23 protein-coding genes and 1 pseudogene are annotated in these 24515 nt (G+C 73.3%); 9 read left to right on the forward strand and 15 right to left on the reverse strand.

Annotation, left to right across the window (positions count from 1 at the left end; all coding sequences use genetic code 11):
- Positions 1 to 127: 127 nt before the first annotated feature.
- Positions 128 to 1207, reverse strand: coding sequence for a ribosome small subunit-dependent GTPase A (gene rsgA, locus ACTMSW_RS04310; RefSeq protein ID WP_441179116.1), 1080 nt, complete (start codon positions 1205 to 1207; stop codon positions 128 to 130).
- 198 nt (positions 1208 to 1405) lie between these two features.
- Between rsgA and ACTMSW_RS04315 the strand changes: the two genes are divergently transcribed.
- Both ACTMSW_RS04315 and ACTMSW_RS04320 read left to right on the forward strand, forming a co-directional pair.
- Positions 1406 to 2122, forward strand: a complete 717-nt coding sequence (locus ACTMSW_RS04315) for a maleylpyruvate isomerase family mycothiol-dependent enzyme (protein ID WP_441179117.1) — start codon at positions 1406 to 1408, stop codon at positions 2120 to 2122.
- 8 nt (positions 2123 to 2130) lie between these two features.
- Positions 2131 to 2784, forward strand: a complete 654-nt coding sequence (locus ACTMSW_RS04320) for an MBL fold metallo-hydrolase (protein WP_441179118.1) — start codon at positions 2131 to 2133, stop codon at positions 2782 to 2784.
- 66 nt (positions 2785 to 2850) lie between these two features.
- On the opposite strand, the gene ACTMSW_RS04325 is transcribed toward ACTMSW_RS04320, so the two are convergent.
- Complete coding sequence (locus ACTMSW_RS04325) at positions 2851 to 3465, reverse strand: DedA family protein (RefSeq protein WP_441179119.1); 615 nt, start codon at positions 3463 to 3465, stop codon at positions 2851 to 2853.
- Positions 3466 to 3536: 71 nt separating this feature from the next.
- Positions 3537 to 4253: a class I SAM-dependent methyltransferase gene (locus ACTMSW_RS04330; protein WP_441179120.1), complete on the reverse strand. Its 717-nt coding sequence runs from the start codon at positions 4251 to 4253 to the stop codon at positions 3537 to 3539.
- A gap of 173 nt (positions 4254 to 4426) precedes the next feature.
- On the opposite strand from ACTMSW_RS04330, the gene ACTMSW_RS04335 reads away from it, so the two are divergent.
- On the forward strand, positions 4427 to 4630 hold the full coding sequence (locus tag ACTMSW_RS04335) for a cold-shock protein (protein ID WP_120724359.1): 204 nt from the start codon (positions 4427 to 4429) through the stop codon (positions 4628 to 4630).
- A gap of 182 nt (positions 4631 to 4812) precedes the next feature.
- On the opposite strand, the gene ACTMSW_RS04340 is transcribed toward ACTMSW_RS04335, so the two are convergent.
- From ACTMSW_RS04340 to ACTMSW_RS04350, 3 genes and pseudogenes are all read right to left on the reverse strand, one after another.
- A complete protein-coding gene (locus tag ACTMSW_RS04340; protein WP_441179121.1) occupies positions 4813 to 5646 on the reverse strand; it encodes a hypothetical protein in 834 nt (277 codons plus the stop codon).
- A gap of 148 nt (positions 5647 to 5794) precedes the next feature.
- Positions 5795 to 7462 carry a CocE/NonD family hydrolase gene (locus tag ACTMSW_RS04345; RefSeq protein ID WP_441179122.1) on the reverse strand — a complete coding sequence of 556 codons (1668 nt, stop codon included), beginning with the start codon at positions 7460 to 7462 and terminating at the stop codon, positions 5795 to 5797.
- A gap of 7 nt (positions 7463 to 7469) precedes the next feature.
- Positions 7470 to 7974 (reverse strand): annotated as a pseudogene (locus ACTMSW_RS04350) (MarR family winged helix-turn-helix transcriptional regulator); the annotation flags it as partial.
- A 158-nt stretch (positions 7975 to 8132) separates the two neighbouring features.
- Here ACTMSW_RS04350 and ACTMSW_RS04355 point away from each other — a divergent pair.
- Positions 8133 to 10262 carry an MMPL family transporter gene (locus tag ACTMSW_RS04355; RefSeq protein ID WP_441179123.1) on the forward strand — a complete coding sequence of 710 codons (2130 nt, stop codon included), beginning with the start codon at positions 8133 to 8135 and terminating at the stop codon, positions 10260 to 10262.
- A gap of 73 nt (positions 10263 to 10335) precedes the next feature.
- Here ACTMSW_RS04355 and ACTMSW_RS04360 read toward each other — a convergent pair whose 3' ends face one another.
- Positions 10336 to 11208, reverse strand: a complete 873-nt coding sequence (locus ACTMSW_RS04360; RefSeq protein ID WP_441179124.1) for a transglycosylase SLT domain-containing protein — start codon at positions 11206 to 11208, stop codon at positions 10336 to 10338.
- Positions 11209 to 11284: 76 nt separating this feature from the next.
- On the reverse strand, positions 11285 to 12670 hold the full coding sequence (locus tag ACTMSW_RS04365) for a DedA family protein (RefSeq protein ID WP_441179125.1): 1386 nt from the start codon (positions 12668 to 12670) through the stop codon (positions 11285 to 11287).
- A 135-nt stretch (positions 12671 to 12805) separates the two neighbouring features.
- On the opposite strand from ACTMSW_RS04365, the gene typA reads away from it, so the two are divergent.
- The gene (gene typA, locus ACTMSW_RS04370; protein WP_441179126.1) at positions 12806 to 14674 is read left to right on the forward strand and encodes a translational GTPase TypA; all 1869 of its coding nucleotides are present in this window, start codon (positions 12806 to 12808) and stop codon (positions 14672 to 14674) included.
- A 96-nt stretch (positions 14675 to 14770) separates the two neighbouring features.
- Positions 14771 to 15637, forward strand: a complete 867-nt coding sequence (locus tag ACTMSW_RS04375; protein ID WP_441179127.1) for a serine hydrolase — start codon at positions 14771 to 14773, stop codon at positions 15635 to 15637.
- A 24-nt stretch (positions 15638 to 15661) separates the two neighbouring features.
- On the opposite strand, the gene ACTMSW_RS04380 is transcribed toward ACTMSW_RS04375, so the two are convergent.
- Complete coding sequence (locus ACTMSW_RS04380) at positions 15662 to 16459, reverse strand: tyrosine-protein phosphatase (RefSeq protein WP_441179128.1); 798 nt, start codon at positions 16457 to 16459, stop codon at positions 15662 to 15664.
- A gap of 82 nt (positions 16460 to 16541) precedes the next feature.
- On the opposite strand from ACTMSW_RS04380, the gene ACTMSW_RS04385 reads away from it, so the two are divergent.
- Positions 16542 to 17639, forward strand: coding sequence for a mandelate racemase/muconate lactonizing enzyme family protein (locus ACTMSW_RS04385; RefSeq protein WP_441179129.1), 1098 nt, complete (start codon positions 16542 to 16544; stop codon positions 17637 to 17639).
- Positions 17640 to 17697: 58 nt separating this feature from the next.
- Positions 17698 to 18612 carry a C40 family peptidase gene (locus ACTMSW_RS04390; RefSeq protein WP_441179130.1) on the forward strand — a complete coding sequence of 305 codons (915 nt, stop codon included), beginning with the start codon at positions 17698 to 17700 and terminating at the stop codon, positions 18610 to 18612.
- A 64-nt stretch (positions 18613 to 18676) separates the two neighbouring features.
- Here the strand turns inward: ACTMSW_RS04390 and ACTMSW_RS04395 are convergent, their stop codons facing one another.
- The 3 genes from ACTMSW_RS04395 to pnuC all read right to left on the reverse strand — a co-directional run bounded on the left by ACTMSW_RS04395 (position 18677) and on the right by pnuC (position 21766).
- The gene (locus ACTMSW_RS04395; protein ID WP_441179131.1) at positions 18677 to 19675 is read right to left on the reverse strand and encodes a TerC family protein; all 999 of its coding nucleotides are present in this window, start codon (positions 19673 to 19675) and stop codon (positions 18677 to 18679) included.
- Between the two features lie 325 nt (positions 19676 to 20000).
- The gene (locus ACTMSW_RS04400) at positions 20001 to 21116 is read right to left on the reverse strand and encodes an AAA family ATPase (protein ID WP_441179132.1); all 1116 of its coding nucleotides are present in this window, start codon (positions 21114 to 21116) and stop codon (positions 20001 to 20003) included.
- A complete protein-coding gene (gene pnuC / locus ACTMSW_RS04405) occupies positions 21113 to 21766 on the reverse strand; it encodes a nicotinamide riboside transporter PnuC (RefSeq protein ID WP_441179133.1) in 654 nt (217 codons plus the stop codon). The genes ACTMSW_RS04400 and pnuC overlap by 4 nt, the downstream gene beginning before the upstream one ends.
- A 101-nt stretch (positions 21767 to 21867) precedes the next feature.
- On the opposite strand from pnuC, the gene ACTMSW_RS04410 reads away from it, so the two are divergent.
- Positions 21868 to 22161 carry an antibiotic biosynthesis monooxygenase family protein gene (locus ACTMSW_RS04410; RefSeq protein WP_441179134.1) on the forward strand — a complete coding sequence of 98 codons (294 nt, stop codon included), beginning with the start codon at positions 21868 to 21870 and terminating at the stop codon, positions 22159 to 22161.
- 91 nt (positions 22162 to 22252) lie between these two features.
- Here ACTMSW_RS04410 and ACTMSW_RS04415 read toward each other — a convergent pair whose 3' ends face one another.
- The 3 genes from ACTMSW_RS04415 to ACTMSW_RS04425 form a co-directional block, all read right to left on the reverse strand.
- Positions 22253 to 23113, reverse strand: coding sequence for a helix-turn-helix domain-containing protein (locus tag ACTMSW_RS04415; protein WP_441179135.1), 861 nt, complete (start codon positions 23111 to 23113; stop codon positions 22253 to 22255).
- 132 nt (positions 23114 to 23245) lie between these two features.
- Complete coding sequence (locus ACTMSW_RS04420) at positions 23246 to 23614, reverse strand: VOC family protein (RefSeq protein WP_441179136.1); 369 nt, start codon at positions 23612 to 23614, stop codon at positions 23246 to 23248.
- A gap of 24 nt (positions 23615 to 23638) precedes the next feature.
- Positions 23639 to 24508, reverse strand: coding sequence for a helix-turn-helix domain-containing protein (locus ACTMSW_RS04425; RefSeq protein WP_441179137.1), 870 nt, complete (start codon positions 24506 to 24508; stop codon positions 23639 to 23641).
- Between the last annotated feature and the right edge of the window lie 7 nt (positions 24509 to 24515).

The following is a 24515-nucleotide window of genomic DNA, read 5'->3' on the forward strand; positions in this document are numbered from 1 at the left end:
CCGAGCGGTTGTGCGGGCGCGGAGAATGCGCCCCGGCAACTCTAGCCCCGAGGTACGACACTTTCCCGCGCCCACACCTTCCCCCAGCTCAGCCCGCTGTCGTGGGGACACCGGACCGTTCGACCACTCAGAATCCACCGGGATTCGGCGGTGCCGCCGGACGGGCTGTCCGTCGCCGCCCACCCCGCCATCCGCCCCGCCGCTCGGCGGCCAGCCGGGTCTCCCGGCGGCGGCTCTCGAAGGCCACCTCGCGCTGCAACCGGCGCCAACTCTCCCAGCGTCGGTGCGACAGCTCACCGGACTCCAGGGCGTCCCGCACCGCGCAGGCCGGCTCCCCGTCGTGCCCGCAGTCGGCGTACCGGCACCCGGCGGCGAGGTCGGCGATGTCGGCGAAGGCCCGGTCCAGGCCCGCCGAGCCGTCGAGCAGACCGACCGCCCGTACGCCCGGGGTGTCCAGCACCGCTCCCCCGCCCGGCACCGTGACCAGGGACCGGAAGGTGGTGGTGTGGCGCCCCTTGCCGTCGACCCGCCGGATCGCCTGCGTGGGCATCACCAGCGCGCCCGCCAGCGCGTTGACCAGGCTCGACTTGCCGGCGCCGGACGGGCCGAGCAACCCCAGGGTGCGCCCCGGCGCGACCAGCGCGCGCAGCGGGTCCAGCCCGGTGCCGCACTCGGCGCTGACCGGCAGCACCGGCACCCCCGGAGCGACGGCGGTCACCTGGCGGGCGACCTCGTCCGGATCGGCCGCGAGGTCGGACTTGGTGAGCACGACCAGCGGCTGGGCGCCGGACTCGTGGGCCAGCGACAGCAGGCGCTCGATCCGGCCGATGTCCGGTTCGGGGTGCACCGGCTCCACCACCGCGGCGGTGTCCAGGTTCGCGGCCAGCACCTGGCCGCTGGCGTCCTTGCCGGCGGTACGGCGGATCAGCGCGGTGCGACGGGGCAGCACGGCCTCGACGGTCACCCGCCCGTCCGGCCACGTGCCGACGAGCACCCAGTCGCCGGCGCACGGCAGCCGGGTCGCGTCGCGGGCGGCGGCGGCCAGCACGGCCCCGCCGATCGTGGCCCGGACCGGGCCGGAGGCGCAGAGCAGGGTGCAGACGCCCCGGTCGACGCGGGCCACGCGGCCCGGGCGGTGGTCGGCGCGCCGGAGGTGGCGCTCCGCCCGGTCGGCGTCCCAGCCGAGGGCGGTCAGATCAATGGTCATGGCTTCCTCATCGAGGTCGTCGGTGTGTGGTCCACGCGTACCGCCGCCGGCATGTCCACCACCTCCTCCGCCTCCGGTGCCGCGTCCGCCGTTGACGGTAGGACCGGCGGCGACACGCCGAAAGCGATTTCCGGTGGTGGAGCCCCCGGGAGGAGATTCCCCGGCGACTCCGGGGCCCCGGACGACTAGGGTCGAGACGTGACCACCGATCCGCTCCTGCTGACCGGCGAGGTGGACGACGCCACCGCGCGCCTGCTGCGGACCGCCGCCAGCTTCGACGACGCCGACCTGGCCGCCGCGTCGCTGCTGCCCGGCTGGACCCGGGGGCACGTGCTGGCCCACGTGGCCCGCAACGCCGACGGGTTCGTCAACCTGCTCACCTCGGCCCGCACCGGACAGGCCGTGCCGATGTACGCCAGCCCGACGGCGCGCGACGCCGACATCGAGTCCGGCTCCTCCCGGCCGCCCGCCGTGCACCTGGACGACCTGCGGCGCTCGGCGGACCGCTTCACCGAGGCGGTGGCCGCGATGCCCGTCGACGCCTGGGGCGCCACGGTGGAGACCCGCCGCGGGCCGTGGCCGGCCGCGATGCTGGTCTGGGGCCGGCTGCGTGAGCTGGAGGTGCACCACGTCGACCTGGCCGCCGGCTACCGGCCCGCGGACTGGCCGGAGACGTTCGGCCACCGGCTGCTGCACGAGGTCGCCAACAGCCTCGCGGCCCGCACCGACGCGCCACCGATGGTGCTGCGCTTCGACGGCAGTCGTCACGAGCTGGTGATCGGTGACCGGGCGCAGGCGCCCACGGTCACCGGTGCCGCACCGGAACTCGCCTCGTGGCTGATCGGCCGCAGCCCCGGCACCGTTCTGACCGTCACCCCCGACGGTCCCCTGCCCGACCCACCGGAATGGATATAGACATCCCCATGACCTACAGCGGAGACGTGACGCCCGGCGGTGCGCCGGCGGTACGCGAGCTCGACCGGCTCACCATCACCAAGATCTCGGTGGGCCCGATGGACAACAACGCCTACCTGCTGCACTGCCGGTCCACCGGCGAGCAGGTGCTCATCGACGCGGCCAACGAGGCGCCCCGCCTGCTGGACCTGGTCGCTGACGCCGGGCTGGCCACGGTGGTCACCACCCACCAGCACATGGACCACTGGGTGGCGCTGGAGGAGGTCGTCGCCAAGACCGGCGCCCGACCGCTGGTGCACTCCGACGACGCCGCCGGCCTGCCGATCGAGGCGGAGACCCTCGCCGAGGGTGACACCGTTCCGGTGGGCGACTGCGCGCTGGAGGTCATCCACATCAAGGGGCACACGCCCGGTTCGATCGCCCTGCTGTACCGCGACCCGGCGGGCACGCCGCACCTCTTCACCGGCGACAGCCTCTTCCCGGGCGGGGTCGGCAACACCGACAAGGACCCGGAGCGGTTCGCCGCGCTGATCGACGACGTGGAGCACAAGCTCTTCGACCGGCTGCCCGACGAGACCTGGTTCTACCCCGGTCACGGCAAGGACAGCACCCTCGGGGCCGAGCGCGCGTCCCTGCCGCAGTGGCGGGCCCGGGGCTGGTGAGCCGGCGCGGCGCCGGGCGGTCGACCCGCCCGGCGCCGTCCCCCCGTCCCCCCGTCCCCCCGAGGGTCAGTCGACCTCGGTCACCGCGCGCAACCGGTGCCGCGTCCCCATCAGGACGACTCCGGCGAGCAGCAGGCCGACCGCCATGGTGAACAGCATCGGGCTGACCTGTCCGGGCAGGAGCCCGGCGAGGGACCGCGACGCGGTGCCCAGCACCAGGTAGAGACCGGCCCAGGCCGCCGCGCCCCCCGTCGCGCAGGCGAGGAACCGCCGGTACGACATCCGCAGCCCGCCCGCGGCCAGCGGCAGCAGCGCGTTGAACACCGGCAGGAACGGCGCCACCAGCACCATCCGGCCGCCGCCGCGCTGCAGGATCCCCTCCGCCGCCGTCCACCGCGCCTCACCGATCCAGGCGCCGACCCGGCTGTGCCGCAGACGCTCACCCCACAGCCGGCCGACCAGGAAACTCAGCGACCAGCCGGCGATGCACCCGGCGACGACGGCGGTGAAGGTGGCCGCGCCGGTGGCCGCACCACCCACACCCACCGCGGCCAGGATCGCCACGTCGCCGGGGACCAGCACGCCGAGCAGCGGTACGGCATCGAAGAGCATGACCAGCCCCAGCACCGCCATCAGCAGTACCAGGGGTAGTTCTCCGACCTGTGCCAGCGCTTCCACCATGCCTCGTACGCTATGGCCGGCCGGACCCCACCCACATCCGGTCGCATCCCCCACCGTCCCCTGGTCGCGGACTAGGGGTGGTCCCTGAGGAGCGCCGGCTCGGGGCGCAGGACCTGCACCCGGCGCCACGGCGTGTCGACGGCGGGCTCGGTGGTGGGGACGGGGTAGTCGGCCACCAGCGCCAGCCCGTCCGACGGCAGGTGTCCCCGACCGGGATCGCCGACCAGCACGTCGGCTCCGCCGGCCGCGACCCGGTGCAGGAAGGGCAGCATGCGCTCGGCCATCACCCGGCTGTAGAGCACGTCGCCGGCCACCACCAGGTCGACCCCGACCGGCTCGGAGTCGAGCAGGTCACCTCCCCGGGCGGTGACCCGGACGTCGTTGGCCCGGGCGTTGAGGGTGACGGCGGCGACCGCGTACGGGTCGATGTCGTTGGCGACGACCTGCGCGGCGCCGGCCAACGCGGCGGCGATCGCGACCAGGCCCGACCCGGCGGCCAGGTCGAGCACGCGACGGCCGGCCACCAGTTCCGGGTGGTCGAGCAGGTGCCGGGCGAGGGCCTGGCCGCCTGCCCACACGGAGGCCCAGAACGGCGGAGGCAGGCGGCGACCGGCGTGCGCCTCCATCCGGGCCCACCACAGGATCGCGTCCTCGGCTAGGTGCAGCCGGACCTCGGGGACGAACGGAGCGGGCACCAGGTGGAGCCGGTCCAGACCGGCGCCGGGCACGCCGATCTCCCGCTCCAGGTCGGCCAACGCGGCCGCAGCACCCCTCACCGGGGCAAGCATGCCCCAGTGGGACGGCCGTCACGGCACATTCCCGCCGCGCCACCCCGAGAGTTCACATCACCGCCTACGGCACTTCGCACGGCAGATCGGGGTTCGGACGGTTACTGTCGGGGTGGTATCAGGGCGATCATCGGCTGTGGGCCGGGGTCACCCGTTTTGAACAGGGAGAGAGCATGGCAACCGGCACGGTCAAGTGGTTCAACGCGGAAAAGGGCTTCGGCTTCATCGAGCAGGACGGCGGAGGTCCGGACGTCTTCGTCCACTACTCGGCCATCTCGATGAGCGGCTACCGGGAGCTCAACGAGGGGCAGAAGGTCGAGTTCGAGGTGACCCAGGGTCAGAAGGGTCCGCAGGCGGACAACGTACGCGCCGCGTGACCCGTGCCGGTGGCGGCGGCCGGGGTCCGGCCGCCGCCGCTGTGCATCCCTTTCGGAGCGCGCCGCTCAGGGTGTGACCGCCGCGACGCAGGCTCACCGTGATCCGACCGGGCAGCCGGCGGGACGGATACGTCTGCCATCCGCAGCGAGAGTTGCGCGATCTTCGTCGCGGATCATGCTTGTCAGGCGGCCAGCCTGCGGGCCAGTTCGTCGGCGACCTGCCGGGCGAGGCTGGGCGGGATGGCCGCGGCGATCCGCTCCGGGGTGAGCCCGGCCAGGACCCCCTGGATGACCGCCGGTTCGTCGGTGAAGTCCCGCGCGGCGAGCTGGGTGAGCTCGGCGCGCAGGGCCTCGACCTGCCCGGGTAGCAGGCGCATCTGGTCCAGCACCTGGCCGATCGTGACGCCGGAGCGTCCGATCTGGGTGCTGTGCACGGCGGCTCTGATGATCGGTTGGTCGTCGTCGGTGAGCGGCATGTCGTCCTCCAGGAGTCCGATGCTGGTGAGGTAGCGACGGAACAGGGGTGTCTGGTCCCGACCCGCCTTGACGGCGTCGCGGAAGAAGCTGAAGTGGGTGTGCCAGAGGTGGGAGTCGTCCCCGCTGGTGCGCCGGGCCAGCCGGTCCCACCGCCGCACCACCCGCCCGTCCGGGCTGTAGATGATCTCGCGGATGTCCCGGGCGTCCGGGGTGTTGGCGACGCACTGCGCCACGCACCAGGTGGAGAAGCTGTACAGGTTGTGTGTCCGGCCGCGCGAGGTGACCCGGAAGAGACCGACGTCGACAGCCGCGGCGTCCAGGGTCAGGCCGGACGAGTCCCGGGTGGACTCCACGACCGAGTAGTCGTTGGTCACCACGCGGTCGGAGCCGCAGTGGTAGCCGCCCCGGTGGTTCGGGTCGCCCACGATGCCGACCTCGGCCGGTTCGAGGTCGTCGCTCCGCACGGTGTCGGGGTCGATGTTGAGGTGGTCGAGCAGCAGGCGGCGAACGGCCAGAAGATTTGCCGGTGCCCGCGTCATGGGGTTCCCCCTTGCCGGTGGTCGGGGGCCGGGGGCACGACGGTTACGTCACGTATGCGGTGTGAGGCTTCACGCGCGGCCCGGCCGAGTGGTGCACAGCGCCGGGCGTTACACCCACGATAACCTCGTGAATCGATGAATGCCCAGCTCAGAGGGCACTTCTTCGGCTGGGAAAATCCTGTGTGTCCCGATCGAGAACCGGCAGCAGCACATGCGAGGGATGGTCGGGACCGTGCAGGATCTCCCGCCAGCCGGCACGCAGTGTGACCGAGGTGCCGAGCGGCTCTCCCGTGCCGGGGTTGCGCGCGTACCGGGGGTGGGCGCCGCCGGAGACCTGGACGCGCAGCCGGTGGCCGGAGGCGAACCGGTGCGCGACGGGCCACAGCTCCACCGGGACCCGCGCCACGCCGTCGTGGGACGGGAACCGGCCGGGTGTCACCCGGACCAGCCCGTCGCAGACGTTCCACGAGCGTCCGCGCCGGTCCACGTCGCACAGTCGCACGAAGACGTCCAGGTGGGACAGCTCGCTGCGGACGTGGATCTCGGCGTGGACCGGGCCGATCGTCTCGACCGGCTCGCGCAGTGGTGCGCTGGTCCAGGTGAGCACGTCCGGCCGCGCCTCCACCGGGCGGTTGTCCACCGGACCGGCCCGCTGGGCGACGAGCAGTGGGCCGCCGAGGGACGGGGTGGGGTCGGCGGGGTCGTACCAGAAGCGGTCGGGTGGCGACGGGACCGGGGTCGCGGTGCTCAGCTCGCCACCGGCGTGCAGGTGCCAGCGGGTCGGCGTGTGCGGTGGGGGCCAGTCCGGCAGATCCCGCCATCCGCTGCCGCCGACGTGCACGCGCACCGGGGCGGCGCGGTGCGACGGTCGGCCGGCGAGGTGCTCGTCGAGGTGGGCGAGGCCCTCCCGCAGGGCGGCGACGAAGAGTCCGGCGCTGCCGTGCGTCCACGGCCCGACGGTCAGCCGCGGCCGGACGCCGGTCGCCCGCAGGGCGGCGTAGTCACGCAGCTGCGCCGGCAGGAAGATGTCGTGCCAACCGCCGACCAGGGCGACCGGCGCGCGGACGTCGGCGATCCGGTCGGAGAAGACCCGGGTACGCCAGTAGTCCGCCTCGGGCGTGTGGTGGCGCAGCCACTGCTGGAAGAACGGCACGGACACGCCGGTGGCCACCCGGTCGGCCTCGGCGAGCGGCAGGTGGGCCAGCGCGGCGGCGAGGCGGGGCTGGCCGCGCTTGAGCTCCCACTGCCGGGCCAGCCACGGCACGGTCTGCGCCTGGAGCAGCTCCGCCCAGGTGAGGACGGTGTCCAGGGCGAACGACTCCCCCGCGTAGGTGGAGTCGCGGGTGCCGGAGGCGGTGACCACGGCGACCATCGCCCGCAGCTCGTCGGCGGCGTCGGCGGCCAGCGCCCACTGCACGAAGCCCTGGTAGCTCGCGCCGAACATGCCGAACACCCCGGACCACCAGGGCTGGCGGCGCAACCAGTCGAGGGTGTCCAGCCCGTCGTCGCGCTCGTGCACCAGCGGGTCGAACACCCCGTCCGAGCCGCCCGTCCCCCGACACGACTGGATCACGACGTGGTGGCCCCGCTCGGCGAACAGCCGGCCCAGCAGCCGCATCGGCCCGCCCCGCCCGTACGGCGTCCGGATGAGCACCGTCGGCGCGCCGGCCAGGTCCGGGGCGTGGTGATCGGCCCGCAGCGTCACCCCGTCGCGGACCCGCAGCGGGATGTCCCGGGTGAGCGTGACCTGCCGCGCCCGGGGCGGCGGCAGGCGCAGCGCGACGGTGGCGAGACGGGCCGCCAGCCGGTCGAGCACCCTCCTCAGCCCGCCGGTCGTCGGGCGGACTCGCCGCGGACGGCGTCCCGGTGCTCCCGCATCGAGGTGCCCATCGCGGTCATGAAGCGGTGGACCGTCTCGAGTTCCTCGTCGGTGAACCGGGCCATCACGCCGTCGGTGCGCCGGCCGAGCGGACGGAAGAAGTCCATCGCGAGGGCGGCGCCGCGCTCGGCGTAGTGCAGGAAGACCTTGCGCCGGTCGGCGGTGTCCCGGTCGCGCCGGATGTGGCCGCCGCGCTCCAGCCGGTCGATCAGGGCGGTCACCGACCCGGAGGAGAGGTTGAGCTGCTCACCGAGGCGCCCGGGGGTCATGGGCTGCCCGTACAGCTCGGCGTCCATGACCGCGATCAGCGCGTGCAGGTCGGTGGCGTTCAGCCCGTGCAGCCCGGCGAAGGCGTGGCCGATGTGCTGGGCGTCGACGGAGTAACGCCGCAGCTGCGCGGTGATCTCCGCGACGAGCTGATCGCGTCGCGTGTCGCGCTTCCGGTACATGCCATGCCCTGCCACGTTCCGCCGCTTCCTCCCGTCGCCGTCCGGTTGCAGCTTAACTCAGCTCCCGGTAATCTCGCTTATCAAGATACTTGCTTCTCGTGATTCATGACAGCCAGTAGGGCCGGGGTCGCTCCCGTCATCAGACCGTGAGGACATCGATGTCTCTGTTCACCCACGTCGCCCGGGGCCGCCTGGCCGCGTGGCTCACCGTGGTCGCCGCGATCGTCTTCGGCGCCGTCGTCTTCGGCCTGCCCAAGCCGGACAACCCCGCGCCGGTCTCCTCCACCGGGCTCTCCGTCGAGTGGCAGTCCACCCAGGTGGAGCGCCTCCAGGACCAACTGCCGTCCCGCGACGTGCAGCCGGCCATCGTGGTGGTCAGCCGCGCCGACGGCGCCCCGCTCAGCCCGACCGACCAGGAGGCGGTCGTCGCGCAGTCCGGCGACCTCGGCCGCCTCGCGGTCGGCGGTCGGGTCGCGCCGCCGCAGGTCTCCCCCGACGGCACCGTCGCCCTGGTCGCCGTGCCGCTGGACACCTCCGGCGGCCAGGAGCAGGTGGCCACCACCATCGACGAGCTGCGCACCGCCCTCGACGACGTGCCCGAGGGCCTCACCACCCAGGTGACCGGCGGTCCGGGGTTCACCGCCGACCTCACCAAGGTGTTCGAGGGCGCCGACGTGACCCTCCTCGGCGTCACCGCCGGCGTGGTCGCGCTGCTGCTGCTCATCACCTACCGCAGCCCGTTCCTGTGGATCGTGCCGCTGGTCGTCGTCGCCGCCACCGAGCAGCTCACGCTGCGGGCCATCGACACGGTCGTCCCGGCCGTCGGCATCCACCTCCAGGACGGCGCGGTCACCGGCATCGCCAGTGTCCTGGTCTTCGGTGCCGCCACCGACTACGCGCTGCTGCTCATCGCCCGCTACCGCGAGGAGCTGCGGCACGAGGAGAACCGCTTCGCCGCGATGCGGTCCGCCCTGCGCCGCACCGCCGAGCCGATCCTCGCCAGCGGCTCGACCGTCGTGCTCGGCGTACTCACGCTGCTGCTGTCGGAGCAGGAGACCAACCGTGCGCTCGCCGTCGCCTGCGCGACCGGCGTGGTGTTCGCGATGCTCTCGGCGCTGCTCGTCCTTCCCGCCACGCTGGTGATCTTCGGACGTGGCCTGTTCTGGCCGTTCGTGCCCCGGGTCGGCGGCGAGGTCCGCGAGGGCCGGTTGTGGGGCCGGCTCGGTGCCGTCGTCGTCCGTCGCCCGGTGCCGGTCGCGGCGCTGGCCACCCTGCTGCTGGTCGGTCTCGCGCTCGGCGGGCTGGGTATCCGCACCGGCCTGTCGGAGACCGAGCAGTTCCGGGTGAAGCCGGAGGCGGTCGCCGGCGCGGAGACCCTCGCCCGGGCGTTCCCCGCCGGGACCACCCAGCCGGTCGCCGTGCTGACCACTCCGGGCGCCGTGCAGGCCGTCACCGACGCCGCCGCCGACGTGCCCGGTGTCGCGTCCGCCCGGCCCGGCACCGCCGGCTCGTCCGTGGCACAGGTCGACGTCGTGCTGGAGGCCGAGCCCGGCACCGCCGCCTCGGACCGCGCCATCGAGGCGCTGCGCGACGCGGTCCAGGCCGTACCCGGATCGGCGCCGCCCGCGGTCGCGGGCGTCGACGGCTTCGACGGCGCGGTGGTGGGCGGCTCGGTCGCCGCCACCTACGACACCAACGAGGCCAACGGCCGGGACCTGTGGCTGATCCTGCCGATCATCCTGCTGCTCGTCGCCGGTGTCCTGGTGGCGCTGCTGCGCGGCCTGGTGGCCCCGCTGCTGCTCGTGCTCACCGTCATCCTGTCGTTCTTCGCCAGTCTCGGTGCGGCGTGGCTGCTGTTCGACGTCGTGCTGGGCTTCCCGGCGCTGGACAGCGGCGTCATCCTGCTGGCGTTCGTGTTCCTCGTCGCCCTCGGCGTGGACTACAACATCTTCCTCGTCACCCGGGCCCGGGAGGACGCCCGGCGCACCGGCACCCGCGAGGGCATGCTGTCGGCGTTGAAGGTCACCGGCGGTGTCATCACCAGCGCCGGCATCCTGCTCGCCGCGGTCTTCGCCGTCCTCGGCGTGCTGCCGCTGATCCTGCTCACCCAGATCGGCATCATCGTCTGCATCGGCGTCCTGCTGGACACCCTGCTCGTGCGGACGGTCCTGGTGCCGGCGCTGGCCTTCATCCTGGGAGACCGCTTCTGGTGGCCCGGCCGCATCCGACGGGACGCCGAGCAGGACCTTCCCCCGGCCGAACGCGAGTCGGTGTCCGCGCGCGACTGACCGGACACGGAACGGGGGCCCGCGGCGCGCGCCGCGGGCCCCCGTCGCCGTTCGTCGGTGGCTCAGACGTTCGTCAGTAGCTCAGGCAGACACACTCGGTCATCAGGGCGCGGACGTTGCGCACGTACTGCGGATTGGGGATGGTCAGCGGCTTGCCCTCCTGGGCCACCGCCGCGTGCCCGTAGTTGTACGCCGCGATCACCGCGTTGAGCAGGCACGAGTCCAGCTCGGTCGTGCACAGGGATGCGTCCAGCCGGTAGTCGGCTTCGAAGTACATGTCACCGATGCGCTTTGTCAGCCAGGCCAGGTAGTTGGCGCCCAGGTACGCGTTGTCGCGATAGTCGTCGACGTCGTAGCTCTGCCCGAAGCGCTGGTTCATCCACTCCGCCGTCGCCGGCATCACCTGCATGAGGCCGATGCCGCCGTCGCAGGCGACGATGTTGGACTGCCAGCCGCTCTCCTGCCAGGCGGTGGCCTTGACCAGGCGCACCGGGATCGCGATGTCCGGTGCCGAGGTCGGCCAGTACGTCCGGGCCGCCGCGGCGGTCAGCGCCTCCTTCGCCTTCGCCCGGGTGGCCTGGGTGCCCACGTACTTCGGCGTGCAGTTGGTCGACGCCGGCTTCGGCGGCGGTGGCGGCACCTTCGTCTCCGTCGGTGGCTTCGGCACCGCCCGTGGCGCCGTCGCCCGGGTCGGCTTCACCGTCGGCTTCGGGCTGGGCTTCGCCGACGCACTGCGGCTCGGCGCCGCGCCCATCGACTCCCGCCCGGACACCGACGTCGCCGCCGGTGCGGGCTCGGCCGGGACGTCCCCGGTCGCGGCCTCGGTCGCCTCCACACCCTCGGCGACGGCCGCCGGCTCCTGCGCCGGCGCCCCCTCGCGGGCGCAACCGGTCACACCGACCGCCACGAGCACCGCGGCGACCGCGGCCGTTCTCCACCGTCTCATTCGTACCCCCCGTGCACACCGGTCCCACCGGACCGCCGCACCGTAACAGGGATCGACGGGCCGGCGTGTCCGGTGCTCACGCGTCGGCGCGGACCGGCGCGGGCGAGGTGGTGCTCCGGTCCCGGCCGACGGCGCGGTCACGGGTCCTCCAGGCGACCACGAACACCGCTGTCCAGGCGACACCGAGCAGCACCGCCGTGGCGGTGCCGCTGGCCGTGCCCAGCCCCAGGTACAGGCGGGCGCCGCCGATGCCGACCACCCCCGCCGCGGCCAGGGTCCACGCCGCCACCGCCACCGGCCACCGCGCACCCCGGGACAACAGCCAGGCGAGCGTGCACAGGCTCGCGGTCACCACGGCGCCCTGTGTCGGGAACAGGGCCGCTCCGCTCTCCTGCCGGGGCCCGGCCAGGTCCGTCGCCACGGCCAGCACCACCAGCGGCACGAACGCGCCGACGGTACCGACCACACTGAGCAGGTCCGCCCGCCACGGCCGGTGCCGCCACGCCAGCACCGTGGCCACCACCGCCACCACGGCGATCAGGAACGACCCGCGCAGCCCGGAGACCACGGCGAGCGTGACGTCGACGGCCCCGGGCGTACGCCGGGCGGCGAACCAGTCGGCGATCGCCCCGTCCACCGCGGCCAGGCCGCTGTGTTGCACCACCACCTGGAGCAGCCACGTCACCGCCAGCCCCGCGGCGAACAGCAGCAGCAAGCCGGCGCCCAGGTTCGCCAGCAGCGTCCACGCGGGTCCGATGTGCATCGCGAGCAGGAAGAACAGCACCCCGTACCGGCCCGTGAGCCAGCGCACCGGGGGCAGCGACCCGGCGCGGGACAGCAGCGCCCGCACCGGGTCGGGATTGCGGCCCAGCCAGCGGCCGGTCAGCAGCACCGCCACCACCGCACCGAGCAGCAGCAGCACCGCGCCGCTGGCGCGGCCCAGCAGGCGGGAGAAGGTCTCGTACGACTCACCGGCCAGGTTCCCGGCCAGCACCGAGGCACCCACCCAGGTCACCACGCCGGCCACGTTCCACGGCAGGAACCGCCGGTACGGCATGCCCGCCGCCCCGGCCAGGCGGGGCACCAGCGTGCGGGCGAAGGCCACCCAGCGGCCGGTGAACACTCCCCGACCGCCCAGCCGGCCCAGCATCGCGTCGGCCCGGCTCCACCGCTCCGCACCGACCCGTACGCCCAGCCGGCTCGCCCGCAGTCGCGGCCCGTACCGACGGCCGGCACGGAACGCCAGCGTGTCCCCGGTCACGGCTGCGAGAATCATCACCAGCAGCGCCGGCCCGAGCCGGAGGGCACCGGTGTACGTAAGGAAGCCCACCAGCAGCAGGGTCGCCTCGCCCGGCACCAGGAGACCGAAGATCACCGCCGTCTCACCGGCGACGATCAGCGCCGCCACCAGCAGGACCAGCAGGGCCGGGAGCTGCTGAAGCGAATTCACCAGCTCGTGCACGTCGGCCCCCGGCTCACGGGGACCAGCTTGCCAGCCGGTGTACCGGGAGTGACAGGAGTTTCGGCAGAGATCGGGGGACGGCCGGGGGTGACCCCGACGCTGCCCCTGATCCGCGCAGGCGGGAGAATGGAGCCCATGCAGCTTCGCACCGACCTCCGCAACGTCGCCATCATCGCTCACGTCGACCACGGCAAGACCACTCTGGTCGACGCCATGTTGCGGCAGGCCGGTGCCTACGGCGGCCGGGGCGAGACGACCGAGCGGGTGATGGACTCGGGGGACCTGGAACGGGAAAAGGGCATCACCATCCTGGCCAAGAACACCGGCGTGCACTACCTGCCGGCGGACGGCTCCGACCCGGTCACCATCAACATCATCGACACCCCCGGGCACGCCGACTTCGGTGGCGAGGTGGAGCGCGGCCTGACGATGGTCGACGGTGTGGTGCTGCTGGTCGACGCCAGCGAGGGCCCGCTGCCGCAGACCCGCTTCGTGCTACGCAAGGCGCTGCGCGCGCGGCTGCCGATCATCCTCGTGATCAACAAGGTGGACCGTCCCGACGCCCGGATCAAGGAGGTCGTGGACGACACCTACGAGCTGTTCCTCGACCTGGACGCCGACGAGGAGCAGATCGACTTCCCGATCGTCTACGCCTGCGCCCGCGACGGCATCGCCTCGCTGACCCAGCCCGTCGACGGCTCGGTGCCGAGCGACAGCACCTCCCTGGAGCCGCTGTTCCGCACCCTGCTCGACACCATCCCGCCGCCCGCGTACGAAGAGGGCGCGCCGCTGCAGGCGCACGTCACCAACCTCGACGCGTCCCCGTTCCTCGGCCGGCTCGCGCTGTGCCGGGTCCGCCAGGGCACCATCCGCAAGGGCGAGACCGTGTCGTGGTGCCGCACCGACGGCAGCACCCAGCGGGTCCGCATCTCCGAGCTGCTGATGACCGAGGGCCTGGAGCGCAAGCCCGCCGACTCGGCCGGCCCGGGCGACATCATCGCCGTCGCCGGCATCCCGGAGATCATGATCGGCGAGACCCTGGCCGACGCGGAGAAGCCGGAGCCGCTGCCGCTGATCACCGTCGACGAGCCGGCCATCTCGATGACCATCGGCACCAACACCTCGCCGCTGGTCGGCCGGGTCAAGGGCGCCAAGGTGACCGCCCGCATGGTCAAGGACCGGCTCGACAAGGAGCTGGTCGGCAACGTGTCGCTGCGGATCCTGCCGACCGAGCGGCCGGACGCCTGGGAGGTGCAGGGCCGTGGCGAGCTGGCCCTGGCGATCCTGGTCGAGCAGATGCGCCGCGAGCAGTACGAGCTGACCGTCGGCAAGCCACAGGTGGTCACCAAGGAGATCGACGGCAAGATCTGCGAGCCCGTCGAGCGGCTCACCATCGACGCCCCCGAGGAGTACCTGGGCGCGATCACCCAGCTCCTGGCGACCCGCAAGGGCCGGATGGAGCAGCTGGTCAACCACGGCACCGGCTGGATCCGGATGGAGTGGCTGGTCCCGGCGCGCGGCCTGATCGGCTTCCGCACCGAGTTCCTCACCGACACCCGGGGCACCGGCATCCTGCACCACGTCTTCGAGTCGTACGAGCCGTGGTTCGGCGAGCTGCGCACCCGGCAGAACGGATCGCTGGTCGCCGATCGGGCCGGCGCGGTCACCTCGTTCGCGATGATCAACCTGCAGGAGCGCGGCCAGCTCTTCGTGGAGCCGACCACCGAGGTGTACGAGGGCATGATCGTCGGGGAGAACTCCCGCTCCGACGACATGGACGTCAACATCACCAAGGAGAAGAAGCTCACCAACATGCGGGCCTCGACCTCCGACGAGACCGAGAAGCTGATCCCGCCGCGCAAGCTGTCGCTGGAGCAGGCGCTGGAGTTCTGCCGCGAGGACGAGTGCGTCGAGGTGACCCCGAACGCGGTCCGGATCCGCAAGGTGGTCCTGGACCAGACCCAGCGGGGCCGGATGGCCGCCCGCCGCAAGCACGCCGGCTGACGGTTTCACGCGCCGCACCGGGCAACGCGTTAAGAAGGGTCCCCTGTACAACGCCAGGCGTTAACAGGGGGCCCTTCCTTGCACTAGCGTCGGCGCATGATCTTCACTGACCTCGACCGCCGGCTGGAGCGGGTGCCGGGCACCGTCTCGACGTACGTGGGGCGACTCGACGCCGACCCCACCTGGACCCGGCACGCGGACGCCACCCACTACGCCGCCAGCACCATGAAGGTCGCCGTGCTCGTCGCACTGCACCGGGCCGCCGAGGCGGGCCGCCTCGACCTGGACACACCCGTCGAGGTCCGTAACGACTTCGCCTCCGCGCAGCCGGACGCACCCCGCTTCTCCTGCGCCCGCCACTACGACAACGACGACGCCGTCTGGGAACGGGTCGGCGACACCGCGTCGCTGCGCTGGCTCGCCGACCGCATGATCGTCCGCTCCAGCAACCTCGCCACCAACATCGTCCTCGGCCACGTCGGCCTGCCGGCCGTCGCCGAGGTGTGGGGGCTCGCCGGCGCCCGGCACAGCGTCACCGGCCGGGGCATCGAGGACTTCGCCGCCCGCGAGGCCGGCATCACCAACCTGGTCACCGCCGCCGACCTGGCCGCCCTGCTCGGCGCGCTCGCGCTCGGCGCCGCCCGACCCGGCCCGCTTGCCGCGCCGGAGAGCTGCGCCGCCATGCTCGACGTGCTCATCGCCCAGGAGCACTGCGAGGATCTCGCCGCCGGGCTGCCCGAGGGCACCCGCATCGCGCACAAGAACGGCTGGGTCCGCGGTGTCCGGCACGGCGCCGGTGTGGTCTACCCGGCCGACGCGCCCCCGTACGTCATCGTCGCCTGCACCACCACCGACCTCGCCGACGGAGGCCCGACCGGCGAGGAGATCGTCGACGACGCCTGCCGCCTCATCGCCGACGTCTCCGCCGCCGTGTGGGAGGCCCGGCACGACCTGCGGCCCTGACCGGGAGGTGGCCGGCCGCGCCGGTCACTCCAGCAGCAGCGCCCGCACCCGGCTGACCCGGTCGTCGTCCACACCCAGCCCGTCGCGCAGGTACGCCCCGAACGACCCGTGCACGCGGCGCACCTCGTCGTACGCGGCGTCGAGGTACGCGTCGCGCACCTCCAGCACCGGGCGCACCGCCTCGACGTCCAGGCCCGGCTGACGCGTGGCCATCGCCTCCAGGATGACCTCCCGCAGGCTCTCGGTCAGCGCGTTGTTGGCCAGGTAGTCCGCCCGGATCGTGGCCTCGTCGACACCGAGGACGTGCAGCAGCACCACCGTCAGCCAGCCGGTGCGGTCCTTGCCCGCGGAGCAGTGGTAGAGCAGCGGCAGGTTCTCCTCGATCGTCGCCAGCCGGACCGCCTCGGCGAACCCGGCACGCGCCGACTCCCCGGTGACGAACCAGCGGTAGATCGCCTCCATCGCCGCCGGCGTGCCCTGCTCGGCGAGGTCCGCGTACGCGGTCAGGTCGTGGCCGAGCAGCATCGCCGACACGTACGTGAAGACCGGGTGCTCGGCGTCGTGCACTGGCAGGTGCACCACGGTCGGCTCGCCGGGGAGCCGGTCCGGCGGAGCGACCTCCATCTCCGTGTGGTGCCGCAGGTCGATCACGCACGCCGGGCCGAGCTTGGCCAGCACCGGCAGGTCCTCGTCGGTCAACCGGCCGAGCGCAGGGGTGCGCAGCAGCATCCCGGAACGCACCCGCCGGCCGTCCACGCCGACCAGACCACCGAGGTCGCGCGCGTTCGGCGCACCCACCAGGTCCCACTCCCGCCCGCTCATGCCGGCGCTCCGCCGTGCAGGGTGATTCGCTCGCTCATTCGGCCTCCCCATCGCCTGTCGATCTCCCTATAGGGTGCCCGACATGACGATCGCCGCGGTACGCACCCACCGGCTCTCCGCACCCCTGCACACCCCCTTCGTCACCGCGCTGCGCCGCACCACCACCGTGGACACCCTGGTGGTGGAGGTCGTGGACCGCGACGGCCGATCCGGCTTCGGCGAGGCGCCGCAGGTGTGGCAGGTGACCGGGGCGTCGGTCGCCGGGGCCGAGGCGTGCGTCCGGGAACTGCTCGGGCCGATGCTCACCAGCCGTGACCCGGACGACCTGGTGGCCCGCTGCACCGAGGTGGGCCGGGCGGTCGCCGGCAACGAGGCCGCCAAGGCGGCGGTCGACGTGGCGTTGCACGACCTGGCGGCCCGTCGGCTCGGCGTACCGCTGGTGCGGCTGCTGGGGGGCACCGCCCTGCGTGTGCCGACGGACGTTACCCTCGCCGCCGGCGAGGCGGTGGACCTCGCGGCGGCGGCCCGGCAACGCCGGGCCGACGGGTTCGACGTCCTCAAGATGAAGGTCGGCGCCGACGCGGCGGGCGACGTGGACCGGGTACGCGCGGTCCGCGCCGCGGTGGGCCCGCAGGTCCGCATCCGGCTGGACGCCAACCAGGGCTGGACGCCGCGCGAGGCGGTCCGCGTGATCCGGGGCATCGAGGACGCCGGCCTCGACGTCGAGCTGGTCGAGCAGCCGGTCCACCGGGCGGACCTGGACGGCCTGGCCTGGGTCAGCGACCGGGTCAACACACCGATCCTGGCCGACGAGTCGGTGTTCGGGGTGCGGGATCTCGTGGAGGTGATCCGCCGCCGCGCCGCCGACCTGGTCAACGTGAAGCTCGCCAAGTGCGGTGGGCTCCAGACGGCGCGCACCCTGCTCGACCTGGCCACCGCGCACGGTGTCGGCACGGTGGTCGGCTCCATGATGGAGAGCCAGGTGGGTGTCGGGGCCGCCGCCAGCCTGGTCGCCGCGTACCGGACCACGGCCGTCTCGGACCTGGACGCCGCCTGGTGGCTGGCGTGGTCACCGGTGCGCGGGGGCCTGCGGTACGACGGCGCGACGGTGGTGCTGCCGGACGCCCCCGGCCTGGGCATCACCTCGGTCACTGAAACTAAGATCCGCTCTCGCGGTTGAGCTACGGCGGAAACTTTCATAGGGTCGGCGGCAACGTCCGACACGAGATGGGGTGCGCGTGGAGCTGCGAGCGGGCCGCGAAGCCGTCGTGCGGGTCGCGGTCGCGACCCTCTGGACCTCCCCCGAGGCGGTGCGTCCCGTCGACCGTCCCGCCCTGTCCGCCCGGGCCGACGTCGCGGCGTGGGTCGCCGGCCTGGACAGCGCGCAACAGGTCGGCGACTGCGTCCTGAGCCAGCTCCTGCTGGGCGAGCGGGTGCTGGTCACCGAGGTACGCCCGGACGGCTGGGCGCACGTCGTCGCGGTCGAGCAGCCGGCCGCCCGGGTGGACCCGCGCGGCTACCCGGGCTGGTTGCCGGCCGACCAGCTCACGCCGGCCACCCCGCCGCCCCACCCGGCGCCGCTGGTCGTGGACGCCACCGTCACCGCCGTGCACGCCGCCCCGGCCGGAGCGGTGCTGCTGCCCGGCGTGGTCCTGGGCACCCGGCTCACCCCGGCGGGGCCGGCCGTCGACGGCTGGCGTCCGGTGTGCGTCCCCGGGTACACCGACCCACTCTGGCTGCCGGACGTGCACGCCGTACCGGTGCCCCCCGGGCCACCCTCGGCCGGGCAGGTGCTCGATGTCGCCCGCCGGCTGCGTGACGTCGTCTACGTGTGGGGTGGCGTGTCCTCGCACGGCATCGACTGCTCCGGCCTGGTCCACCTGGCCTGGCGGCGGTACGGAGTGACCCTGCCCCGGGACGCCGACGACCAGGCCGCCGCGACCACCCCGGTGCCGCTGGGCACCGAACGCCCCGGCGATCTCTACTTCTTTGCCCGGCCGGGCCGACACATCCACCACATCGGCATCGTCACCGCCGAGCCGCACGGCGACGACCGGCGGATGGTGCACGCCTGCTACCGCAAGCGGCTGGTGGTGGAGGAGCGGCTGCCCGACGAGCGCACCGCCACCCTGGTCGCCGCCCACCGGGTCTGAGTCCGCGCCGGAAACGGATCGAGGGGCGCCCGGAAGGCACCCCTCGATCCTCACACCGGTGCGCTCACGGGCGCGCCTTGACCAGCTCCCGTCGCCGGTCCCGGGAGGACTTGACCAGGCTGGCGATGGTGGCGACCAGCAGGGTGCCCAGGATGACCAACAGCGACAGCCAGATCGGGATGTGCGGGGCCCAGCCCACGTGCTCGCCACCGTTGATGAACGGCAGGTTGTTGTCGGCGAGCGCCTCCAGCACCAGCTTGACGCCGATGAAGCCGAGCACCACGGCCAGGCCGTAGCTGAGGTAGATGAGCCGGTCCAGCAGGCCACCCAGCAGGAAGTACAGCTGCCGCAGACCCATCAGCGCGAAGACGTTGGCGGTGAAGACCAGGTACGGCTCCTGCGTGATGCCGAAGATCGCCGGGATCGAGTCGAGGGCGAAGATGAGGTCGGTGGTGCCGATGGCGATCATCACGATCAGCATCGGCGTGAAGAACCGCCGGCCGTCCACGTGGGTGGTCAGCTTCGCGCCGTCGTAGTTCCGGGCGATCGGCAGCGCCTTGCGGCTCCACCGGATGAGCACGTTCTCGGTGAACTCGTCCTCGTCCGGCTCACCCTGGCGGGCGAGGTTGATCGCCGTGTAGATCAGGAACGCGCCGAAGATGTAGAACACCCAGGAGAACTGGGAGATCAGCGCCGCGCCGGCCGCGATGAACCCGCCGCGCATGACCAGCGCCAGCACGATGCCGACGAGCAGCACCTTCTGCTGGTACTGCCGGGGCACGCCGAAGCGCGCCATGATGATCACGAAGACGAACAGGTTGTCCACCGAGAGGCTATACTCGGTGAGCCAGCCGGTGTAGAACTGCCCGGCGGCGCTGGGGCCGGAGGCCAGCCAGACGCCCACCCCGAAGAGCAGGGCCAGGGCCACGTAGAAGCCCACCCACAGGCTCGACTCGCGCACGCTCGGCTCGTGTGGACGCCGACCGATGATCAGCAGATCCACGAGCAGGATGGCGGTGAGCACGACGAGCGTCCCCGCCCACACGACTCCGGACACGTCCAAGGTTCATTCCTCCGGCAGACACGCAGCGACGGGCACACCGTACGCCCTCACGGAGTGTCCGGTGCCGGTGACGCTGACTCTGGTGACTGTCGGAGGTCTCTTCCGCCACCGTCCCGCACGCGGGACGACGACCGACGGGCCGGGTCGCGCCACCGGGGGGCCGGCGTTCGACCGTGCTGACGACTCCGTCGCGAGGGAATACTCCCCTCCTCGAACGCCATTCTTGCCCACTGCGGCCAGTCACCACACCTTGGGCGCTCGGTGTCGCTGCACACGGGCCCGTACGGGAATACGCCTGCCACATCCCGTAGGGCGTCCTAGGAGGCTAGCCTTCGGTGGGGAGCAGGGGGTCGGCGAGCTCCCAGCCGGCGGCGAGCAGTTCCGCGCAGGCCGCGACCGCGTCGGCCAGCCGCCGCTCGTACGGGCCGGTGAGTTCCACCACCGGCACCCCGCAGCCGGCCAGCTCGGCGCGGAAGCGGTCGGTCATCCAGGCCCGCAGGTGCTCCCCGTCGCGCAGCCCGTCGTCGTCGAAGGGCACGCCGACGTGGTCGGTGAGCAGATAGAGCGCCGGCCGCCGGGCCGCCGCCCGGACCCGCGGGGAGGTCGACCCGAGGTACCGCTCCTCCCACACGGCGGTGGCTCGCGCGTCGGTGTCGCACACCAGCAGCGGCCCCGACGACCGGGCGGCCGTGTCCTCGGCGGCCTGCTGCTCGCGTACCACCTCGGCGAAGTCGTCCCGGTCCCAGGTCACGTCGAAGACCGTGGCGTCCGGCCGGTCGCGGCGCAGCCGCGCCAGTTTGCGCGCGGTCAGCTCCCGGCCGTACTCCGGCACCCACACCGTGCCGAAGTGCGCGGCGAGCGCGGCGGCCATCGTGGTCGTACCTGTCGACTCGGCGCCGACCACCACGACCCGCCGGACGAACCACGCCCGGACGGCCGCGTGCAGGTGGGTCCAGTGACCCGCCGGGTCCGCCCGGACGGTGGTCCCGGACACCGGCACCGTCCGGCGGCGCGGATCTACGCAGACACCGACGGCGTCGAAGCGCCGCGCCAGCTCGTCGCCGTACGCCTCGGACGAGAAGACCGCGTCGACCCTCGCCGCGCCCAGCGCCGCCCGGAACACCGCGCAGTGCAGGTCCCACGCGGCCGGGTCGTCGTAGTCCACCGGATGGTCGTCGTACGCGCCGACGAACCGCACCCACGGCGTGTCCGCGTGCGCCTCGCGCAGCCACTCCAGCCGCAGCTCCAACGGGATCGACTCACGGCGCGACGGCGCCACCACGACGGTGACCGCGGCACAGCGCGCGGCGGCGGCACCGATCAGGGCATGGTGCCCGGCATGCGGCGGGTAGAACTTGCCCACCACCAGCCCGTGCCGGAACTCCGTCCCGGGGTGCTCGACGGCGGCCGGCGCGCGGCGCGCGGCGTCGGCCGCGGTCACCGGGCCACCGGCGCCGGGCCGGGCGCGACCGGAGTCGCCGGAGCGCCACGCCGCAGGTCGGCCCGCCACTCGCGCAGCCCCAGCACGCACAGCCCGAGGAAGACCACGTACAGCGCGGCGGTCAGGTACAGGTCCTTGTAGGCGTAGAGCGGGATGTAGATCAGGTCGGCCGTGATCCACAGCCACCAGCTCTCCACCCGCTTGCGGGTCTGCCCGTACGTCGCCAGCAGCGAGAGCACCGTGGTCACGGCGTCCGGCAGCGGCACCGTCGAGTCGGTGGCGCGGTCCAGCAGCAGCCAGATCGCGCCGGTCAGCACCACGCCGACCGCGGCGAGCGCCCACCACTCCCGACGGTCGGTACGGCTGACGGTGAGCCGCGACCGCCGCGCGCCGCCGAACAGCCAGGCCCACCACCCGTAGAGGCCGAGACCGACGTAGACCACCTGGAGCGCGGCGTCGGCGTAGAGGCCGGCGGTCCAGAAGAGCAGCATCAGCAGCAGGACGTTCGCGATGCCGAGCGGCCAGTTGGCGATCCGCTGCCGGGCCACGAGCCAGACGGTGAGCACACCGGTGGCGAACCCCAGGAGCTCCGCCCAGCTGGTCGGCGTACCCGCCACGGTGAACGCCGCGCCGGTGAGCCAGTCGATCATGCCTCTCCCCCTTTTGGGCGATCACCCTAGAGATCCGTCCGCCGGATGGGAACCGACCCCCGGGCCGACGGGCACGCCGGAGACCGTGGGAGGCTGCGTGCATGGTGCTCGAAGTCGCGCTCATCGACGTCATCCCCGGTCACGAGGACTCCTTCGCCGCCGCCTACGCGCAGGCGTACCCGATCATCACCAGCACCGAGGGCTGCCGCTCGGTCCGCATGACCCGGGGCGTCGAATCCCCCTCTCGGTTCGTGCTGCTCGTCGAGTGGGACTCGGTCGAGGCGCACGACGTGAACTTCCGGCAGAGCCCGAAGTTCGCCCAGTGGCGCGCGTTGATCGGGCCGCACTTCGCCAATCCGCCGCTGGTCGAGCACTTCGTCGACGTGCCCGCCTGAGACTGTCGTACGCGGGGCCTACGGTCGCCGTGCACGCGCGGCCTCCGGCCCCGGCGGGCTCGGGGGCGCCGGGTCCGGTGGCCTCGCGGGCTCAGTGGCCGAGTCGGCGGGTCAGCTCCGCGACGGTCTCCTCCGCCGACAGGGCCACCGCCGACAACCAACCGGTGACCTGGCCGTACCGATCGACGTCGGCGGCGGCCACCAGGCGCACGTCGGTGGTCAACGCCTCCAGCATCACGGTGTGCGGGTCCGCCGGGTCCGGGAACGAGTAGCAGGAGTACGGGGTCAGGGGGCACACCCCCTCCCGCGGCGGCCGGCCGCGCGGCAGCAGGCGGATCGTCACGTGCGGCAGACCGGCCAGGTCGACCAGGTGCCGCAACTGCTCCCGCCACACCTCCGGCGGGCTGTTGCCGACGTCGCAGACGCCCTCGGCGAGCAGCGCGGTGTAGCGCGGCGGATCGTCGCGACGCAGCACGTGGTGCCGGGTCAGCCGGGCCCGCACGTCCGCCTCGACGTCCACGCTGGCGTCCAGCAACCGGCCGGCGGTGATCCGCAGCCGCGCGTACGCCGGCGTCTGGAGCAGCCCGGGCACGACGGCGGGCTGGTAGTCCACGATGCTCGCCGCGCCGGCCTCCAGCTCGGCGTACGTGCGCTGCCGCTCCCCCATCTCACCCAGCGCCTTCCACCAGCCCCGGCTGGTGGCGGCGTCCCGGGCGATCACGATGAGGGCGTCCCGCTTGGGCGCGGGCACGTCGTAGACGTCGAGCAGGTCGAGCACGTCGGCGAGATCCGGCCGGCTCTGACCCAGCTCGATCCGGGACAGCTTCGAGGTGGACGCCCACCCCAGGCGCTCGCAGACCTGCTCCAGCGTCAGTGACTCGCGCCGGCGCAGCTGGCGCAGCTCGGCACCGAGCCTCGCGCGTCTGATGACCGGACTCGTCGACAACGGCATTCCCGCCTCCCGCCTCCCCACCGAGGGAGAGTACGCAGGGCGATCACACACCGCAATAGGTTGCTCGCAGAAAGCGACGACACCACGTCGGCGGGCAACCGCCCGCGCCGCACCGACGCTCGTCGCCCCGGATCAGGCCCGGTACGTCCCGAAGGACCATACGTTGCCCTCCAGATCCCGGGCCACGTAGTCGCGGGATCCGTAGTCGGTGTCGAAGGGCGGGCGGACGACCTCCGCACCTGCTGTCCGGGCCCGGTCGTGGTGGGCGTCCACGTCGTCGACGGCGACGTACACCGCGTAGTCGTCGTCGGCCGGCCGCGGCGCCGTGTCAGGTCTCCGGCCGATCATCACCATGCCGTCGTCGAAGAGCAGCTCGGCGTGTGCGACCGAGCCGTCGGGGGCTTCGTGCACCGCGTGGACGCGGAAGCCGAACGCGGCGTCCAGCCAGGCGATCGCGGCGCGGGGGTCGGTGTACCGGAAGACCGGGTAGATGGTTCGCATGCGCCGATCCTGGCGGGCCGGCGGTCAACCTGGATTGGACGGATGTGATCCGGGCGGGAAGAGCGCGGCGGGGGTGGCGCCGGCGAACTCGCGGAAGTCGCGGATGAGGTGGGACTGGTCGTAGTAGCCGTACCGGACGGCAAGATCCGCCCAGCTGCGCGCCGGCGGCGGATCGTCCCACACCGCACCGGGCAGCGGCTCGCACACGGCCAGCCGCCGGCCCAGCGCCGCGTACGCCCGCTGGAATCGCAGCAGCCGGACGGCGGTCCGGGGTGTCACGCCGGTCTCCCGGTGGAACCGGACGGCGAGATGCCGCCGGCTCCAGCCCAGTTCGTCGGCGAGGTCGGCGACGCGGACCGGCCCGCCCTCGCCGGCCAGCCGACGCCAGGCCCAGGCCAGCCGCGGGTCGACCGGCTCGGCCCCGGCCAGCCGGGCCACCAGGGCGTTGTCGAGCAGCGCGAACCGCCCCTTCCACGTGGGCTCCTCGGCCAACCGGCGACGCAGCCGGTCGAGCCAGCCGTCCGGCCACCGGTCGACACCGACCGCGCGGTTCGCCACCTCGCCGAGCGGCGTCCCGAGGAGCCGGCGCGCGGCCAGCGGGGTCAGCAGCATCTGCACCCCGACGCCCACGCCGACCGTCGAGGTCGCGCAGTAGCCGTCGAACGGCCCGGCGACGAAGGAGTCCACCGCGTACGCGCCGCGGGCCGCCGCCCGGGGATCGACCACGTCCAGCGGGGCGCCCCAGCCGAGGACGACCACCACGAAGGCGCCGGCCGCCTCGTGCCGGACCAGCGGACCGGGCGCGGTCTCCCGGTAGCCGACGTACCGGCCGACGTACGGACGCAGGCGCGGCTGGGGCACGCCGACGACCACCTCGTCGAGCGTCGGCGCCATCGGTGCC

This window comes from Micromonospora sp. BQ11 (assembly GCF_052068135.1).
Classification (GTDB): Bacteria; Actinomycetota; Actinomycetes; order Mycobacteriales; family Micromonosporaceae; genus Micromonospora.